The organism is Pseudomonas sp. Z1-14, assembly GCF_051132005.1.
Taxonomy (GTDB): domain Bacteria; phylum Pseudomonadota; class Gammaproteobacteria; order Pseudomonadales; family Pseudomonadaceae; genus Aquipseudomonas.
Genome location: NZ_CP071646.1, coordinates 500,820 through 518,190, shown reverse-complemented (window position 1 = coordinate 518,190; position 17,371 = coordinate 500,820). Strand labels below are relative to the sequence as shown.

Annotated in this window: 16 protein-coding genes; 13 read left to right on the top strand and 3 right to left on the bottom strand. The window is 60.1% G+C overall.

The window, feature by feature from the left end; all coding sequences use genetic code 11:
• Positions 1 to 121: 121 nt before the first annotated feature.
• From J3P89_RS02395 to J3P89_RS02345, 11 genes are all read left to right on the top strand, one after another.
• The gene (locus tag J3P89_RS02395; protein WP_434696633.1) at positions 122 to 2,920 is read left to right on the top strand and encodes an LPS-assembly protein LptD; all 2,799 of its coding nucleotides are present in this window, start codon (positions 122 to 124) and stop codon (positions 2,918 to 2,920) included.
• Positions 2,901 to 4,217, top strand: a complete 1,317-nt coding sequence (gene surA, locus J3P89_RS02390; protein ID WP_305498405.1) for a peptidylprolyl isomerase SurA — start codon at positions 2,901 to 2,903, stop codon at positions 4,215 to 4,217. Before J3P89_RS02395 ends, surA begins: the two co-directional genes overlap by 20 nt.
• Positions 4,214 to 5,203, top strand: a complete 990-nt coding sequence (pdxA, locus tag J3P89_RS02385) for a 4-hydroxythreonine-4-phosphate dehydrogenase PdxA (RefSeq protein ID WP_434571411.1) — start codon at positions 4,214 to 4,216, stop codon at positions 5,201 to 5,203. The genes surA and pdxA overlap by 4 nt, the downstream gene beginning before the upstream one ends.
• Entirely contained in the window at positions 5,200 to 6,018 is an 819-nt protein-coding gene (rsmA, locus tag J3P89_RS02380; protein ID WP_434696632.1) for a 16S rRNA (adenine(1518)-N(6)/adenine(1519)-N(6))-dimethyltransferase RsmA, read from the top strand. The genes pdxA and rsmA overlap by 4 nt, the downstream gene beginning before the upstream one ends.
• Positions 6,019 to 6,127: 109 nt before the next feature.
• The gene (gene apaG / locus J3P89_RS02375; protein WP_305498400.1) at positions 6,128 to 6,508 is read left to right on the top strand and encodes a Co2+/Mg2+ efflux protein ApaG; all 381 of its coding nucleotides are present in this window, start codon (positions 6,128 to 6,130) and stop codon (positions 6,506 to 6,508) included.
• Positions 6,508 to 7,383, top strand: coding sequence for a symmetrical bis(5'-nucleosyl)-tetraphosphatase (locus J3P89_RS02370; protein WP_434696631.1), 876 nt, complete (start codon positions 6,508 to 6,510; stop codon positions 7,381 to 7,383). Before apaG ends, J3P89_RS02370 begins: the two co-directional genes overlap by 1 nt.
• A 33-nt stretch (positions 7,384 to 7,416) precedes the next feature.
• The gene (gene glpE / locus J3P89_RS02365) at positions 7,417 to 7,746 is read left to right on the top strand and encodes a thiosulfate sulfurtransferase GlpE (RefSeq protein ID WP_434696630.1); all 330 of its coding nucleotides are present in this window, start codon (positions 7,417 to 7,419) and stop codon (positions 7,744 to 7,746) included.
• 299 nt (positions 7,747 to 8,045) lie between these two features.
• A complete protein-coding gene (locus J3P89_RS02360; protein WP_305498395.1) occupies positions 8,046 to 9,968 on the top strand; it encodes a PrkA family serine protein kinase in 1,923 nt (640 codons plus the stop codon).
• A 120-nt stretch (positions 9,969 to 10,088) separates the two neighbouring features.
• Positions 10,089 to 11,360, top strand: a complete 1,272-nt coding sequence (locus tag J3P89_RS02355) for a YeaH/YhbH family protein (RefSeq protein ID WP_305498393.1) — start codon at positions 10,089 to 10,091, stop codon at positions 11,358 to 11,360.
• Complete coding sequence (locus tag J3P89_RS02350; RefSeq protein WP_434696629.1) at positions 11,357 to 12,922, top strand: SpoVR family protein; 1,566 nt, start codon at positions 11,357 to 11,359, stop codon at positions 12,920 to 12,922. The genes J3P89_RS02355 and J3P89_RS02350 overlap by 4 nt, the downstream gene beginning before the upstream one ends.
• Before the next feature lie 64 nt (positions 12,923 to 12,986).
• Complete coding sequence (locus J3P89_RS02345; protein ID WP_434696628.1) at positions 12,987 to 14,213, top strand: multifunctional CCA addition/repair protein; 1,227 nt, start codon at positions 12,987 to 12,989, stop codon at positions 14,211 to 14,213.
• Between the two features lie 146 nt (positions 14,214 to 14,359).
• Here J3P89_RS02345 and folK read toward each other — a convergent pair whose 3' ends face one another.
• Together folK and folB are read right to left on the bottom strand one after the other, a co-directional pair.
• Entirely contained in the window at positions 14,360 to 14,878 is a 519-nt protein-coding gene (gene folK, locus J3P89_RS02340; protein WP_434627688.1) for a 2-amino-4-hydroxy-6-hydroxymethyldihydropteridine diphosphokinase, read from the bottom strand.
• The gene (gene folB, locus J3P89_RS02335; protein ID WP_434602017.1) at positions 14,869 to 15,222 is read right to left on the bottom strand and encodes a dihydroneopterin aldolase; all 354 of its coding nucleotides are present in this window, start codon (positions 15,220 to 15,222) and stop codon (positions 14,869 to 14,871) included. Before folB ends, folK begins: the two co-directional genes overlap by 10 nt.
• 75 nt (positions 15,223 to 15,297) lie before the next feature.
• Between folB and plsY the strand changes: the two genes are divergently transcribed.
• Entirely contained in the window at positions 15,298 to 15,867 is a 570-nt protein-coding gene (gene plsY / locus J3P89_RS02330; RefSeq protein WP_305498384.1) for a glycerol-3-phosphate 1-O-acyltransferase PlsY, read from the top strand.
• Between the two features lie 7 nt (positions 15,868 to 15,874).
• Here the strand turns inward: plsY and tsaD are convergent, their stop codons facing one another.
• Positions 15,875 to 16,900 carry a tRNA (adenosine(37)-N6)-threonylcarbamoyltransferase complex transferase subunit TsaD gene (gene tsaD / locus J3P89_RS02325; protein WP_434631142.1) on the bottom strand — a complete coding sequence of 342 codons (1,026 nt, stop codon included), beginning with the start codon at positions 16,898 to 16,900 and terminating at the stop codon, positions 15,875 to 15,877.
• Between the two features lie 198 nt (positions 16,901 to 17,098).
• On the opposite strand from tsaD, the gene rpsU reads away from it, so the two are divergent.
• Entirely contained in the window at positions 17,099 to 17,314 is a 216-nt protein-coding gene (rpsU, locus tag J3P89_RS02320) for a 30S ribosomal protein S21 (protein WP_002551877.1), read from the top strand.
• Positions 17,315 to 17,371: the final 57 nt, after the last annotated feature.

Below are 17,371 nucleotides of genomic sequence, written 5' to 3'. Positions count from 1 at the left end.
CTCCGACGGCGCTAGCCGTCAAGCGGGTCATGCTTTATTATCCAGCATCTTTTTCAGACCATCGAGAGGCGTGCGGCCCACACCGCGGGCAGATGGCACGCAGGAAGCCCGGACTAATAAGATGGCATTGAAATCCCCCGCGTTTCGTAAAAAATTTCCGTTGCTGGTCACCGGCAGTCTGCTGGCTCTGCAACCCCTGGCCTCTTCATTCGTCGTCGCGGCGCAGCAGTATGACTGTTCCGTCTCCGCTTCGGGTGCCTGGGACTGTTCACCCAAAGCGCCGGCCGCTGCATTGCCGCCGCGCCCGGTGCATGAAGGCAGTGCGGTTGCCGACAGCGGCAGCGCTCCGACCGACAGCGATTCGGGCGAGGTAGCCGGCGATAAGCCAATGCTCGTTACCGAATCCAAGGGCCGCGGCCTGAAGTCGCGCAGTGCAGACTACAGTCACCTGGACTGGGTTCCGCGCGAGAACCTCACGCCCGCGCAACTGGCTGAAACCGGCCCGTACTGCGCGGGCGCGTACATCGAGCCGTCTCGCCCAGGCATGAACGACAAGACCGCCAAGAGTGACGCTCCGACGTTCCTCGGCGCCAAGGCTTCGCGCTACGAGCAGGAGCAGCAAGTGGCGACCCTGGCCGGTGACGTGGTCATGCGTCAGGGCAGCATGCAGGTCGAGGCCGACGAGGCCAGCCTGTACCAGGCCGAGAACCGCGGCGAGCTGAGCGGCAACGTGCGAGTCCGCGACAACGGTGCGCTGATTGTCGGCGACCACGCCGATGTGCAGCTGGACACCGGTGAAGCCAAGGTCGACAACGCCGAGTACGTGATGCACAAGTCGCGCATCCGCGGTAACGCGCTGTACGCCAAGCGCGCCGAGAACGCGATCATCCGCCTCAAGGACGGTACGTACACCACGTGCGAGCCGGGCAGCAACGCCTGGACCCTCAAGGGCAACAACATCACCCTGAACCCGGCCACCGGCTTCGGCACCGCCACCAACGTGACGCTGCGGGTCAAGGACTTCCCGGTCCTGTATACGCCTTACATCTACTTCCCGATCGACGACCGTCGCCAGTCCGGCTTCCTGCCGCCGACCATCGGCAGCGGCAGCGACACCGGCTTCCTGCTGGTCACCCCGTACTACTTCAACCTGGCGCCGAACTACGACGCCACGTTGTACCCACGCTACATGAGCAAGCGCGGCCTGTTGATGGAAGGCGAGTTCCGCTACCTGACCAAGTCCAGCGAAGGCCAGTTCGGCGCGGCGTACCTCAACGACGAAGAAGACGAGCGCGCCAAGCAGACCGACTACAGCAAGACCCGCTACATGTACAACTGGCAGCACAAGGGTGGGCTGGACTCGCGTGTGATGACGGAAGTCGACTACACCAAGATCAGCGATCCGTATTACTTCCAGGATCTGCAGACCGATCAGATCGGTGTTGAGTCCAGGGAGTACGTGAACCAGCAAGGTGCGGTCAGCTATCGCGGTGATACCTATACCGCTCGGTTGAATGCTCAGGCATTCCAGATGGCCACGATTTCGGACATCACGCCTTACGACCGTTTGCCGCAAATTACCTTCAACGGTTTTCTGCCGCAGCATCCGTATGGACTGGATTTCGCCTATAACACCGAGTTCGTGCGGTTTGACAGGGACTTGAGGAACGGCAACTACACGGATGAAAACGGTAATACCGAGCCGTTTTTAGACCAGAACGTTCGCGGCCTGGCCCGCGCTACTGGCGACCGGATAAATCTGGCCCCGGTTGTCAGCCTGCCAATGACTGCAAGCTATGGCTTCATCAAGCCCTCGCTCAAGTACCAGTACACCCAATACGATCTTGATCTGGATAGCCAGGGCAAACAGGACATCGCCGCCCAGACCGCTGAAGGTGATCGCCTGAACGGTACCTACAGTGGCAGCCAGAACCGCGGCGTGCCAATTGCCAGCATCGACAGCGGCCTGTACTTCGACCGTGATACCCAGTGGTTCGGCAAGAATTATCGCCAGACACTGGAGCCGCGCCTGTTCTATCTCTACGTGCCGGAGAAAGATCAGAGTGACATTCCAGTCTTCGACACCAGCGAAAGCACCTTCAACTACGCCTCGCTGTTCCGGGACAACCGTTTCACCGGCTCTGACCGCGTCGGCGACGAGAACAAGCTGTCGCTGGGCGTAACCAACCGCTGGATCCAGGAAGACGGGTTCGAGCGCCAGCGCATCAGCGTCGGCCAAGCCTTCTATTTCAAGGACCGCGAAGTTCAACTGCCAGGTATCGACGCCAGGACTCGTGAAGACGCGCATTCAAGCGTTTCGCCTTACGCACTGGAATACGAATACCGCTGGAACCGCGACTGGCGCACCACGGCCGACTACAACTGGGACCCGGACACTCATAGCCCGCGCTCGGGTAGTGCCATGTTCCACTACCAGCCAGAGGACAACCCGAACAAGGTTATCAACGCCGGTTATCGTTATCGCAACGACCTGGTGCGTTATGACCAGACTACCGGTCAATGGCAAGTGGGCGGCGGCGACTACGGCACCCCTGGCCAACCTGGCTACGTGAAGGACTACTACAAGATCAAACAGCACGACTTCTCGGTCATCTGGCCGATCGTGCCGCAGTGGAACGCAATCAGCCGCTGGCAGTATGACTACAACCGCAACCGTACCCTGGAAGCCTTCGGTGGTTTCGAATACGACAACTGCTGCTGGAAACTGCGCCTGATCAACCGTTACTGGGTCGACTATGAAGAATTCAGTCAAGCCGCCCCGGAAAATGAAAAAGGCGACCACGGCGTCTTCCTCCAAATTGTTCTGAAGGGACTCGGCGGCCTCACCGGCGCCAAGGTAGAGAGCTTCCTCGACAAAGGCATTCAAGGTTATCGTGAACGTGAAGACCAAGCTTTCTGATTGTCTGCGCCCGCTGATGCTGGGCGCGCTGTTCCTGGGTACCGCGGCGAACGCCGCGGTACAGTCCATCGACAAGGTCGTGGCCATCGTCGATAACGACGTGGTCATGCAGAGCCAGTTGGACCAGCGGGTCCATGAAGTTCAGCAAACCATCGCCAAGCGTGGCGGTGGCTTGCCACCACCGGGTGTGCTGGACCAACAGGTGCTCGAGCGCCTGATCGTCGAAAACCTGCAGTTGCAGATTGGCGAGCGTTCCGGCATCCGCATCACCGATGAAGAACTGAACCAGGCCGTCGGCACCATTGCCCAGCGCAATAACATGACTGTCGACCAGTTCCGCGCTGCCCTGGCGCGCGATGGCCTGTCGTTTGACGACGCCCGCGACCAGATCCGTCGCGAGATGGTCATCAGCCGTGTGCGTCAGCGCCGCGTCGCCGAACGCATCCAGGTTTCCGAGCAGGAAGTGAAGAACTTCCTCGCGTCCGACTTGGGCAAGATGCAGCTTTCGGAAGAATTGCACCTGGCAAACATCCTGATTCCTACGCCGGAAAGCGCCAATTCGGAAGCGATCCAGAGCGCTTATCGCCAGGCAATGGACATTTACCAGCAGCTCAAGCAAGGCGCCGACTTCAGCCAGATGGCGGTAGCCCGTTCGGCCAGTGAAAACGCTCTGGAAGGCGGCGACATGGGCTGGCGCAAGGCCGCCCAACTGCCGCCTCCGTTCGATCGCGAGTTGAGCACCATGGCCGTGGGCGACATCACCCAGCCAGCCCGCACGCCCGGCGGCTTCATTATCCTGAAGCTGCTGGAAAAACGCGGTGGCGGTACCCAGGTGCGTGACGAAGTACATGTTCGTCATATCCTGATCAAGCCAAGCGAGATCCGCAGCGAAGCCGAGACCAAGCGTCTGGCCGAGAAACTGTACGAACGCATCACCTCCGGCGAAGACTTCGCCGAGCTGGCGAAGAGCTTCTCGGAAGACCCGGGCTCGGCCCTGAACGGCGGCGACCTGAACTGGGTCGACCCGAACGCGCTGGTTCCCGAGTTCCGCCAGGTCATGGCCGAAACACCACAAGGCCAGCTGTCGAAGCCGTTCAAGAGCCCTTATGGCTGGCATGTCCTGGAAGTCCTTGGCCGTCGCGCCACCGACAGCACCACCCAGGCGCGCGAACAACAGGCGCTGACGGTATTGCGTAACCGCAAGTACGACGAAGAGCTGCAAACCTGGCTGCGCCAGATTCGCGACGAAGCCTACGTCGAGATCAAACTCCCTGGTGCAGACCAGGCAGCGCAGTGAAACCCAAGCGTTTCGCGCTGACTCCCGGCGAGCCTGCCGGCATCGGTCCCGACCTGTGCCTGCTGCTCGCCTCGCAAGTCCAACCACACCCCCTGATCGCCATCACCAGCCGCGACCTGCTCCTTGAGCGGGCCGCGCAGTTGGGGGTGGCCGTCGACCTGTTGCCGGTGACGCCGGACGCCTGGCCGGATGCCCCCGCTCCCGCCGGTAGCCTGTACGTATGGGATACACCGCTGGGCGCACCTGTCACCGCAGGCCAGCTGGACAAGGCCAACGCAGCATTTGTGCTGCAGACCCTGACCCGCGCCGGCCAAGGCTGCCTGGATGGGGCTTTCGCCGGCATGATCACGGCGCCGGTACACAAGGGTGTGATCAATGAATCCGGCATCCATTTTTCCGGACATACCGAATTCCTGGCCGACCTGACCCATACCCCGCAAGTGGTGATGATGCTCGCCACTCGAGGCCTGCGCGTGGCACTGGTCACCACTCACCTGCCCCTGCGAGACATCGCTGACGCCATTACCCCGGAACGCCTCGAACGCGTTACGCGGATATTGCACGCCGACCTCCAGGAAAAATTCGGCATCGCCCGGCCCCGCATCCTGGTGTGCGGGCTGAATCCGCATGCCGGCGAAGGCGGGCATCTGGGCCATGAAGAAATCGACATCATCGAACCCACACTGGAGCGCTTGCGCAGCGAGGGCATGGACCTGCGTGGCCCGCTGCCTGCCGACACTCTGTTTACCCCCAAATATCTGGAGCACTGCGATGCGGTGCTGGCGATGTACCACGACCAGGGCCTGCCCGTGCTGAAATACAAAGGTTTCGGTGCGGCGGTCAACGTGACCCTGGGCCTGCCGATCATCCGCACATCCGTGGATCACGGCACCGCCCTGGATTTGGCCGGCAGCGGCAGGATCGACACAGGGAGCCTGCAAGTCGCGCTGGAAACCGCCTACCAGATGGCCGAGACCCATTTATGACCGAGCAATACCAACACCGCGCGCGCAAGCGCTTCGGCCAGAACTTCCTGCATGACGCCGGCGTTATCGACCGTATCCTGCGCTCCATCAATGCCAAGCCTGATGACCGTATGCTCGAGATCGGGCCGGGCCAGGGCGCACTGACCGAAGGGTTGCTTGGCAGCGGCGCGCAACTGGACGTGGTAGAGCTGGACAAGGACCTGGTACCGATTCTCAACCAGCAGTTCGCCGGCAAGAGCAATTTCAAATTGCATCAGGGCGATGCGCTGAAATTCGACTTCAACAGCCTGAATGCCGCACCGGGCAGCCTTCGAGTCGTGGGCAACCTGCCGTACAACATCTCGACGCCGCTGATTTTCCACCTGCTGAACAATGCCGGCCTGATCCGCGACATGCACTTCATGCTGCAGAAAGAAGTGGTCGAGCGTCTCGCCGCCGGGCCTGGCGGAGGTGACTGGGGTCGTTTGTCGATCATGGTCCAGTATCATTGCCGGGTTGATCACCTGTTCAACGTAGGCCCCGGTGCGTTCAACCCGCCGCCGAAAGTCGACTCCGCCATCGTCCGGCTTGTTCCTCATGCGGTCCTGCCGCATCCCGCCAAGGACCATCGCCTGCTGGAGCGTCTGGTACGCGAAGCGTTCAACCAGCGCCGTAAAACCCTGCGCAACACCCTGAAACTGTTGCTCAGCAGTGCCGAAATCGAAGCCGCCGGCGTCGATGGCAGCCTGCGTCCGGAGCAACTGGACCTCGCAGCCTTCGTCCGCCTGGCCGACAAGCTCAGCGAACAGGTCGCGCCAAATACCGACGCCATCTGACGTTCAATGGTCGCTATCGGGCAGTACGCCAGTCTGGTCTACTACCCGATACTTGGCCTAGACTGATTCCCTCAGTTACGCCCGCGTCCCGCTTCCAAGGCCCTTTTGCATGTCCGATCCCCGTTATCAGGTCGACGTCAGCGTCGCCACCCGCTTTCTCGCTGAACAGTCGCAACCCGAGCACAACCGCTTCGCCTTTGCCTACACCATCACTGTGCGCAACAACGGCTCGTTGCCAGCCCGACTGCTGTCACGGCACTGGATCATCACCGACGGCGACGGGCACGTCGAAGAAGTCCGTGGCGAGGGCGTGGTCGGTCAGCAACCGTTGATCGACGCAGGCCAAAGCCACAGCTACAGCAGCGGCACCGTGATGACGACCAAGGTCGGCACCATGCAGGGCACCTACCAGATGCTCGCCGAGGACGGCAAACGCTTCGACGCGGTCATCAAGCCCTTTCGCCTGGCGGTGCCAGGAGCGTTGCACTGATGGCCACGTACGCGGTCGGCGACTTGCAAGGCTGCCTCGACCCGCTCAAGTGCCTGCTGGAGCGGGTCGCCTTCGACCCACGTGAAGACACCCTGTGGCTCGTGGGCGACCTGGTCAACCGGGGGCCGCAATCGCTTGAAACCTTGCGCTTCCTCTACGGCATCCGCGATTCGCTGGTTTGCGTGCTGGGTAACCATGACCTGCACCTGCTGGCGGCCTGGCTGAACATCGAGCGCCTGAAGAAGTCCGATACCCTGAAGGAAATTCTCGACGCGCCTGATTGCGTCGAGCTGCTCGAATGGCTGCGCCAGCAGAAGCTCATGCACTACGACGAGGCGCGCAATCTGGCGCTGGTCCATGCCGGCATTCCGCCCCAATGGTCCTTGCGCAAGGCGCTCAAGTGCGCAGGCGAAGTGGAGCAGGCGTTGCGCGATGACAACCTGTTCGGCCCCTACCTGGATGGCATGTACGGCAACGAACCGGTGAAGTGGGACAACGACCTCACCGGCGCCGCCCGACTCAGGGTCATTACCAATTATTTCACCCGGATGCGCTTCTGCACCCGTGATGGCAAGCTTGATCTCAAGGGCAAGGAAGGTATCGAAACCGCTCCGCCCGGCTATGCGCCCTGGTTCAAGCACAAGGAGCGCAAGACCCGTAACCTGAAGATCATCTTCGGCCATTGGGCCGCGCTTGAAGGCCAAAGCGACGAGCCAGGGGTCTTTGCCCTCGATACCGGCTGTGTCTGGGGCAGCGCGCTGACATTGATGAACATCGACAGCGGCGAGTTGCTGCGCTGCGATTGCGACGAGAGGGGGCATGCCAGACCCCATCAACCGACCACCGCATCATTGCCGGCCGGCACTGCCATTTGATCGGCTTTGCCCTCAAGGCCACAGGAGTCCCGTATGACCGAATTCAAACGCATCTCTCCCGAACAAGCCCAGGCCCTGCGTGAACAGGGTGCCGTCGTCGTCGATGTGCGCGACCCAGCCACCTTTGCGGCTTTGCATATCAGCGGCTCCAAGCATCTGGACAACCATTCGCTGGCCGACTTCATCCGTGCCGCCGATCTCGATGCGCCTACCGTTGTGGTCTGCTACCACGGCAACTCCAGCCAGAGCGCAGCGGGTTACCTGGTCAGCCAGGGCTTCAGCGATGTCTACAGCCTGGACGGCGGTTTTGAGCTGTGGCGCGCAACTTATCCTGACGAAACAGTGCAAGGCACTCACGAATAATTTTTTATGACACCCAAGCCCACGAGAACCGCGGGCTTGGGCGATGGCAGACGAACGGTCTGCCATAACTAATTACGTATTCCACCTTTACCTCTCGGATTCCGAACTATCCTTAGCCTCAGGCCATCCAAAACAGGGGAGAGCCGGTACACCGGCGCGCGGGTCATCGGGAGTCAGCTTTCAGGAGCCAGCGTTCTTGAAAGCATTCTGGGGGGTAAACGGCAACTGGGTTCCCAGCGGCTGTCCAGCATCGACTGATTGATCCGACACCGGCTCCACGTATCGAGCGAGGTGACGTCATGAGTATTTTTAGCCACTTCCAGCAACGTTTCGAGTCCACGCGGCAGGAGGAGTACTCGCTGCAGGAATACCTCGAACTCTGCAAGCAGGACCGCAGTGCCTACGCATCGGCCGCGGAGCGTCTGTTGCTGGCAATCGGAGAACCGGAACTGCTGGATACCTCGACCAACTCGAGGCTCTCGCGGATTTTTTCCAACAAGGTGATTCGCCGCTATCCGGCCTTTGCGGACTTCCACGGGATGGAAGAATGCATCGAACAGATCGTTTCCTATTTCCGCCATGCCGCCCAAGGCCTGGAGGAGAAAAAACAAATCCTCTATCTGCTCGGCCCTGTCGGTGGCGGTAAATCGTCCCTGGCCGAGAAGCTCAAGCAACTGATCGAAAAAGTGCCCTTCTATGCCATCAAGGGTTCGCCGGTGTTCGAGTCCCCACTGGGGCTTTTCAACGCTACCGAAGACGGCGCGATTCTCGAGGAAGACTTTGGCATTCCCCGGCGCTATCTCAATACCATCATGTCGCCATGGGCTACCAAGCGCCTGGCCGAGTTCGGCGGCGATATCAGCCAGTTCCGGGTGGTCAAGCTCTATCCCTCGATCCTTAACCAGATCGCCGTGGCCAAGACCGAGCCCGGGGATGAAAACAACCAGGATATCTCTGCCCTGGTGGGTAAGGTCGATATTCGCAAACTGGAGGAATTCCCTCAGAACGACGCCGACGCCTATAGCTATTCGGGCGCACTGTGCCGGGCCAACCAGGGCCTGATGGAATTCGTCGAGATGTTCAAGGCGCCCATCAAGGTGCTGCACCCACTCCTGACTGCCACCCAGGAAGGCAACTACAACAGTACCGAAGGGCTGGGAGCGATTCCGTTCAGCGGCATCCTGCTGGCCCACTCCAACGAGTCGGAATGGCATACCTTCCGCAACAACAAGAACAACGAAGCCTTCATCGACCGGATCTACATCGTCAAGGTGCCGTACTGCCTGCGGGTGACCGATGAGATAAAAATCTACGACAAGCTGTTGTTCAACAGTTCGCTGTCCAAGGCCCATTGCGCCCCCGATACGCTGAAGATGCTGGCCCAGTTCACCGTGCTGTCGCGTCTCAAGGAGCCGGAAAACTCCAACATCTATTCGAAAATGCGCGTCTACGACGGTGAAAACCTCAAGGACACCGATCCGAAGGCCAAGTCGATCCAGGAATACCGCGACAACGCGGGCGTGGACGAAGGCATGAATGGTCTTTCCACGCGGTTCGCATTCAAGATCCTGTCCAAGGTCTTCAACTTCGACCCTCACGAAATTGCCGCCAACCCAGTCCATCTGCTTTATGTACTTGAACAGCAGATCGAGCAGGAGCAGTTCCAGGCTGAAACCCGTGAGCGGTACCTGCGCTTCCTCAAGGAATACCTGGCTCCACGTTATATCGAGTTCATCGGCAAGGAGATCCAGACGGCCTACCTGGAGTCCTACAGCGAGTACGGCCAGAACATCTTCGATCGTTATGTGCTGTACGCGGATTTCTGGATCCAGGACCAGGAATACCGCGACCCGGAAACCGGCGAAATCCTCAATCGCGTGGCACTGAACGAGGAACTGGAAAAAATCGAAAAACCGGCGGGCATCAGCAATCCGAAGGATTTCCGCAACGAAATCGTCAACTTCGTGCTGCGCGCCCGGGCCAACAACAACGGCAAGAACCCGACCTGGCTCAGCTACGAGAAGCTGCGGGTGGTTATCGAGAAAAAAATGTTCTCCAACACCGAAGACCTGCTGCCAGTCATCAGCTTCAATGCCAAGGCCAGCAAGGAGGACCAGCAAAAACACAACGACTTCGTTACACGCATGGTCGAACGTGGCTACACCGACAAACAGGTACGCCTGCTTTCCGAGTGGTACCTGCGGGTCCGTAAATCACAGTAGCGCAGCCACAAGCCGCAAGCGACGAGCTGCAAGCCAGAATCGCCTGAACTCCAGGTTCCGGGCGACCGCTTCTACTTGCAGCTCGTAGCTCACCACTTGAAGCTGCCCAGAGGGTCACCTATGAGCTATGTGATCGACCGACGCCTGAATGGCAAGAACAAGAGCACGGTGAACCGCCAGCGTTTCTTGCGGCGTTACCGTGACCACATCAAGAAAGCCGTCGAAGAGGCGGTCAGCCGTCGCTCCATCACGGACATGGAGCATGGCGAGCAGATCAGCATCCCTGGCCGCGACATTGACGAGCCGGTGCTTCACCACGGCCGTGGTGGCAAGCAGACCGTCGTGCACCCGGGAAACAAGGAATTCACCACTGGCGAGCACATCCCGCGCCCACAGGGGGGGGGCGGCGGCAAGGGGCCCGGCAAGGCCGGCAATTCCGGCGAAGGCATGGACGAGTTCGTATTCCAGATCACCCAGGAGGAATTCCTCGAATTCATGTTCGAGGACCTGGAACTGCCGAACCTGGTCAAGCGCAACCTGACCGGTACCGACACCTTCAAGACCGTGCGCGCCGGCATCAGCAACGAGGGTAATCCGTCACGCATCAATATCATTCGCACCCTGCGTTCGGCCCATGCCCGACGCATCGCGCTCTCAGGCAGCAGCCGGGCGAAACTGCGCGAAGCCAAGGAAGAGCTGGCTCGCCTGAAACGTGAAGAACCCGACAATTTTGGCGATATTCAGGACCTGGAAGCGGAAATCGAGAAACTCAGCGCGCGTATCCATCGTGTGCCGTTCCTCGACACGTTCGACCTCAAATACAACCTCCTGGTGAAACAACCGAATCCCAGTTCGAAGGCCGTGATGTTCTGCCTGATGGACGTTTCCGGCTCCATGACCCAAGCCACCAAGGACATCGCCAAGCGCTTTTTTATCCTGCTGTACCTGTTCCTGAAGAGGAACTACGACAAGATCGACGTGGTGTTCATCCGTCACCACACCAGCGCCAGGGAAGTCGACGAGGAAGAGTTTTTCTATTCCAGGGAAACCGGCGGCACGATCGTGTCCAGCGCGCTGAAACTGATGCAGGAGATCATGGCCGAACGTTACCCCGCCAATGAATGGAACATCTATGCGGCCCAGGCGTCCGACGGCGATAACTGGAACGATGACTCGCCAATCTGTCGTGACATCCTGATCAACCAGATCATGCCGTTCGTCCAGTACTACACCTACGTGGAAATTACTCCACGCGAACACCAGGCCTTGTGGTACGAATACGAACGCATCGCCGAAGCCTTCTCCGACACATTTGCCCAACAGCAACTGGTCTCGGCCGGGGATATCTACCCGGTCTTCCGTGAACTCTTCCAGCGCAGGTTAGTGACATGACCGCCAAAAAAGAGCAGAAGCGCCAGCCCATCTCCACCGGCTCCGAATGGACATTCGAGCTGATCCAGGCCTACGACCGCGAAATCAGCCGTATCGCGGACCGCTACGCCCTGGACACGTACCCCAACCAGATCGAAGTGATCACCGCCGAGCAAATGATGGACGCCTATGCATCCGTAGGGATGCCACTGGGCTACCACCATTGGTCCTACGGCAAGCATTTCCTCAGTACGGAGAAATCCTACAGTCGCGGCCAGATGGGGCTGGCCTATGAGATCGTGATCAACTCCGATCCCTGCATCGCCTACCTGATGGAAGAAAACACCATCTGCATGCAGGCGCTGGTGGTGGCGCATGCCTGCTATGGCCACAACAGCTTCTTCAAGGGCAACTATCTGTTCCGCACCTGGACCGACGCCAGCTCGATCATCGATTACCTGGTGTTCGCCAAGCAGTACATCATGCAGTGCGAGGAACGCCACGGCATTGATGCGGTGGAGGACCTGCTGGACTCCTGCCACGCCCTGATGAACTATGGTGTGGACCGCTACAAGCGGCCGTATCCGATTTCCGCCGAGGAAGAGCGCCGACGCCAGAAGGACCGTGAAGAACACCTGCAGAAGCAGATCAACGATCTTTGGCGGACCATTCCCAAAGGCGCGGACAAGTACAGCGAGAAAGACAACGCGCGGTTCCCTGCCGAGCCCCAGGAGAACATCCTTTATTTCATCGAGAAACACGCGCCGCTGCTGGAACCCTGGCAGCGCGAGATCGTACGCATCGTGCGCAAGATCGCCCAGTATTTCTACCCTCAGCGCCAGACCCAGGTGATGAACGAAGGCTGGGCAACATTCTGGCACTACACGTTGATGAACGACCTGTACGACGAGGGCCTGGTCACCGATGGCTTCATGATGGAGTTCCTGACCTCCCATACCAGCGTGGTATTCCAGCCAGGCTTCGATAGTCCCTACTACAGCGGCATCAACCCTTATGCCCTGGGCTTTGCCATGTACCGCGACATTCGGCGCATGTGTGAAGACCCTACCGAAGAGGATCGCCGCTGGTTTCCGGAAATAGCCGGCTCGGACTGGCTTTCCACGATCAAATTCGCCATGAGCAGCTTCAAGGACGAGAGTTTCATCCTGCAGTACCTTTCGCCCAAGGTGATCCGCGACCTCAAGCTGTTCAGCATCATGGACGATGATCAGAAGGATGACCTGCTGGTTCCCGCCATCCACGACGAGAGCGGTTACCGGATCATCCGGGAAACCCTGGCGGCGCAATACAATCTCGGTAATCGCGAGCCCAACGTACAGATCTACAGCATCGACCGTCGTGGTGATCGTTCCCTGACCCTGCGTCACCAGCAGCACAACCGCAAACCGCTGGGCGATTCCACCGACGAGGTCCTCAAGCACCTGCATCGGCTTTGGGGGTTCGACATCCACCTGGAAACCTTGCAGGGCGACCAGGTGATGAAAACCCACCATGTGCCGCCGCGCGGCGAACAAGGCGAAGGAGATTACGGGCGCCTGGACCTGGCCGTCATTCATCTTTGATAGCGTTTTCGCCTCCGAAGGTCCGGCTTAAAGGTTTATCCTGTCGGCCCAACGGAGGTTTTTTATGCAGATCTACAAAGTCGGCGGCGCTGTTCGTGATCGCCTGCTCGGCATCCCTGTGACCGACATCGACCGAGTGGTCGTGGGCGCCACCGCCGAGGAAATGCTGGCCAAGGGATTCCGTCCCGTGGGGGCTGATTTTCCGGTATTCCTTGACCCGAAGACTGGCGAGGAATACGCCCTCGCCCGCACCGAACGCAAGAGCGGCAGGGGTTACGGTGGCTTCGTATTCCATGCCAGCCCCGAGGTGACGCTCGAAGAAGACCTCATCCGCAGGGACCTGACAATCAACGCCATGGCCGAAGACGACCATGGCAACCTCACCGATCCCCACCACGGCCAGCGCGATCTCGAAGATCGCCTGCTGCGGCACGTTTCCCCGGCGTTTGCCGAGGATCCACTGCGGGTTCTGCGAGTTGCCCGCTTTGCCGCACGTTATGCCCCGCTGGGTTTCAAGGTGGCGGACGAAACCCTCGCGTTGATGCGCAAGCTCAGTGAATCTGGCGAGCTGGAAGCTTTGACTGCCGAACGCAGCTGGAAAGAGATCTCCCGCGCCCTGATGGAAGATCAGCCACAAGTGTTTATCCAGGTACTGCGCGACTGCGATGCCCTCAAGGTATTGATGCCCGAGGTCAATGCGCTGTTCGGGGTCCCGCAGCCTGAAGCTCATCACCCGGAAATCGACAGCGGCGTCCATACCTTGAGCGTGCTGGAACAGTCGGCGCTGCACAAACAGCCACTGACGGTCCGCTGGGCTTGCCTGTTGCATGACCTCGGCAAAGGTTTGACACCCGAGCACGAATGGCCAAGGCACATCGCCCATGAGCACAAGGGCCTGAAGCTGATCAAAGCAGTCAACGAACGCTTCAAGGCGCCCCGTGACTGCCAGGAACTGGCGCTGCTGGTAGGTCAATACCACACCCATGGACACCGCGCGCTGGAGCTCAGGGCAACCACTTTGCTTGAGCTGCTGCAGAGCTTTGATGTGTACCGGCGCCCTCAGCGTTTCGAGGAGTTCATTGCCGCATGCGAGATGGATGCGCGGGGGCGCAAGGGGCTTGAGCAACGAAGTTACCCACAGGCTGATTACCTGCGGGGCGCTGCGTCAGCGGCCCGCGGCGTGGCGGTGCAGCCGTTGCTGGAGAAGGGTTTCAAGGGGCCGGAACTGGGCGAAGCGATCAAGCGAGAGCGCCTCAGGGCGCTGAAAGCCTACAAGGAGGCGGCGAGCTGACGGAAATGATCACCGTTGAGATCTTCGCTGAATATCCTGCCGTCTTCGCGAGCAGGCTCGCTCCCACGTTGGCGCTCGGCTGGGCCACAATCATGTGTCCGCTGAATTTCTAAGGTGGGAGCGAGCTCGCGATGACGGCAGGCGCGTCACAGCAGCTCTGATGGCGTAAGCGGCTGACCTCGCCACTCGAAAGCCACCGGCGCCAGCACCTGATCAATCTGTGCTTCTTTCCACAACGTGGAAAAGCTCTTGCCCACGCCTGGATGAATCCGGTCCGGCGCAATCAATGACAAAGGCCACAAGACAAAAGCATTCTTGAGAATTTCCGCGCGCGGCAGGATCAACCCATCGAAGTTGCCGACCTGCTCGCCATACAGCAGCACGTCGATATCCAGCGGCAAACCCTTGCGGTCCGGCGCGTAGCGGCCATTGTCGGCCTCGATGAACTTGAGGCGGCGGTCCAGTTCCATCAGTGGAAGATCGGTGAACGCTGACACGACGAAATTGAAGAACGGCCCGCTCTTGATACCCACCGGCTGACTTTCGAACACGGCCGAACAGCGCATATCCACCAGGAAACCGGCCAGAGCCTCAAGCCCCGCGCGCAAATGGATTTCACGCTCGATATTGCTGCCGAGCCCGAGAAAAACCTGAGTCAGCGACATCCGCGCTCGATCTCCACGCCAACGCCGGTAGCGGCCGGCACGGCCCCGGGCTTGGTCACTTTCAGGCGCAGCCAGGTGATCCTGAACTCATCCATGAGCTCTTGGGCCAGTCGCTCGGCAAAGGTCTCGACCAATTGGAACTGCGCCTGCTCGGCAAATGCCTGGATGCGGGCCGATACGCTGGCGTAGTCGAGGGCCAGGCTCAGGTCGTCGCCCGCAGCCGCCGGACGATTATCCCAGGCAAAACTCAGATCAAGCCGCAGGCACTGTCGGATGCCTCGCTCCCAGTCGTAGGCACCAATCACCGTGTCGACTTCCAGGCCTTCGATAAACACTCTGTCCAAGCTCTCTTCTCCGCAGCACGACAAGGGCGCGTTGCGCCGTTAGAATCAGGGGCTTCCTCGCCCGGAATAGCTAGCATGTTTTGGTCATTGGCGATCCTCGCCTACCTGCTCGGCTCACTGTCCTTTGCCATTTTGCTCAGCCGCCTGACCGGTCGCCCGGATCCGCGAATGAGTGGCTCAGGCAATGCCGGCGCCACCAACATGCTGCGCCTGGCCGGACGCAAGCTTGCCGTCCTGACCCTGCTTGGCGACCTCTGCAAAGGCCTCGTGCCGGTTCTGCTCGCCAGCCTCGCAGGGCTTTCGTTGCAGCAACAGGCCTGGGTCGGCGTCTGCGCGGTCATCGGCCATCTGTTCCCGCTGTACTTCCGCTTTCGCGGCGGCAAGGGTGTCGCCACCGCCGCCGGCATGCTGCTGGGCCTGTACCCGCCTGCCGCCCTGCTTGCCGTGTGCGCCTGGCTGCTGACCTTCTACCTGACCCGCACCAGCTCCCTGGCCGCATTGATCGCCACGCCACTGACCCTGCCTTTGCTGGCCTGGCAGGAACCGGCGGCGTTGCTGCCGATGACGACACTCGTTGCGCTGATCGTCTGGCGCCACCGGGGCAATCTACGCGACCTGTTCGCCGGGCGCGAACGGCATTTCTGATAACGCCTCACAGCGGTGAAAGTTGCTCCATGGGCCAGCGCGCCTGCACGCTGATCGCCAGGCTTTCCTGCTGCCCCGCCTGCAGGCGCTGGCAACCGGCAAAAGCAATCATCGCGCCGTTATCTGTGCAGAACTCCGGCCGAGCGTAGTAAACGTCGCCCTTCATATCGCCAAGCATTTTCTCCAGGGATACCCGCAAGGCCTTGTTCGCGCTCACCCCGCCGGCAATCACCAGGCGCTTGAGCCCAGCCTGTTTCAGCGCGCGCTTGCACTTGATCGTCAAAGTCTCCACCACGGCCTGCTGGAACGCCAGGGAGATGTCGCAACGGGCTTGCTCACTGTCGTCCCCGGCATTGACGCATTGTTGCCAGGTATTCAGCGCGAAGGTTTTCAGGCCGCTGAAGCTGAAATCCAGTCCAGGCCGGTCGCACATCGGACGCGGGAATACGAAACGCCCTTCAATGCCTTGAGCGGCAAGTCGTGCGATTTCCGGTCCGCCAGGATAATTGAGCCCCATCATCTTGGCGGTTTTATCAAAAGCCTCGCCCGCGGCGTCGTCGAGCGACTCACCCATGAGCTGGTATTGGCCGATTCCATCGACCCGCACGAGCTGCGTATGGCCTCCGGATACCAACAAAGCGACGAACGGAAACTCCGGCGGCTGCGGCTCCAGCATCGGCGCCAGCAGGTGGCCCTCCATGTGGTGCACGCCCAAGGCCGGAATGCCCCAGGCAAAGGCCAGCGCCTGGGCACAGGAAGCACCGACCAACAGGGCGCCCACCAGACCCGGCCCGGCCGTGTAGGCGATGGCGTCGATCTCGGTCGGCACGCAGCCGCCTTCGGCCAGGACCTGGCGGATCAAGGGCAGCATGCGCTTGACGTGATCGCGCGATGCAAGCTCCGGCACCACGCCGCCGTACGCGCGGTGCAGGTCGATCTGGCTGAACAGCGCGTCGGCCAGCAGGCCACGTTCACTGTCGTAGAGGGCGACGCCGGTTTCGTCGCAGGACGTTTCTAATCCCAGTACTAGCATGGGTTGCGCCTTGTAGAGGCTGAATTCGAAGGCGCGCATAATAGTCGTCGCGTTGTGCCCCGACCAGCGGTTTTCGATCAGAGGCTTTGCATTCCGAGCGTTGAGGGGTTAACATCCGCAACCCTTAAAAACCGACGTCTTCAAGTGCTCTTTTGCCGCGAGGATGTTGACCCCGGTAATGAATGAAGGTAGCTCTGGATGCCAGCCGTCAAAGTAAAAGAGAACGAACCCTTCGACGTAGCTCTGCGTCGTTTCAAGCGCTCCTGCGAAAAAGCCGGTGTTCTGGCTGAAGTTCGTAGCCGCGAATTCTACGAGAAGCCGACTTCCGAGCGTAAGCGCAAAGCAGCAGCCGCTGTTAAGCGTCACGCCAAGAAAGTTCAGCGCGAACAGCGCCGCGCCGTACGTCTGTACTAATACACAGACGCCCGTCGCAAGCTTCTTGCCAAGCCCGGCCTCCAAGCCGGGCTTATG

Excerpts from the sequence above, each read along its gene's own strand:
- J3P89_RS02355 (WP_305498393.1), top strand. The coding sequence starts at position 10,089 with ATGAGCTATGTGATCGACCGACGCCTGAATGGCAAGAACAAGAGCACG.
- J3P89_RS02350 (WP_434696629.1), top strand. The coding sequence starts at position 11,357 with ATGACCGCCAAAAAAGAGCAGAAGCGCCAGCCCATCTCCACCGGCTCC.
- J3P89_RS02370 (WP_434696631.1), top strand. The coding sequence starts at position 6,508 with ATGGCCACGTACGCGGTCGGCGACTTGCAAGGCTGCCTCGACCCGCTC.
- J3P89_RS02360 (WP_305498395.1), top strand. The coding sequence starts at position 8,046 with ATGAGTATTTTTAGCCACTTCCAGCAACGTTTCGAGTCCACGCGGCAG.
- rpsU (WP_002551877.1), top strand. The coding sequence starts at position 17,099 with ATGCCAGCCGTCAAAGTAAAAGAGAACGAACCCTTCGACGTAGCTCTG.
- plsY (WP_305498384.1), top strand. The coding sequence starts at position 15,298 with ATGTTTTGGTCATTGGCGATCCTCGCCTACCTGCTCGGCTCACTGTCC.
- folK (WP_434627688.1), bottom strand. The coding sequence starts at position 14,878 with ATGTCGCTGACTCAGGTTTTTCTCGGGCTCGGCAGCAATATCGAGCGT.
- tsaD (WP_434631142.1), bottom strand. The coding sequence starts at position 16,900 with ATGCTAGTACTGGGATTAGAAACGTCCTGCGACGAAACCGGCGTCGCC.
- rsmA (WP_434696632.1), top strand. The coding sequence starts at position 5,200 with ATGACCGAGCAATACCAACACCGCGCGCGCAAGCGCTTCGGCCAGAAC.
- glpE (WP_434696630.1), top strand. The coding sequence starts at position 7,417 with ATGACCGAATTCAAACGCATCTCTCCCGAACAAGCCCAGGCCCTGCGT.
- J3P89_RS02395 (WP_434696633.1), top strand. The coding sequence starts at position 122 with ATGGCATTGAAATCCCCCGCGTTTCGTAAAAAATTTCCGTTGCTGGTC.
- J3P89_RS02345 (WP_434696628.1), top strand. The coding sequence starts at position 12,987 with ATGCAGATCTACAAAGTCGGCGGCGCTGTTCGTGATCGCCTGCTCGGC.
- apaG (WP_305498400.1), top strand. The coding sequence starts at position 6,128 with ATGTCCGATCCCCGTTATCAGGTCGACGTCAGCGTCGCCACCCGCTTT.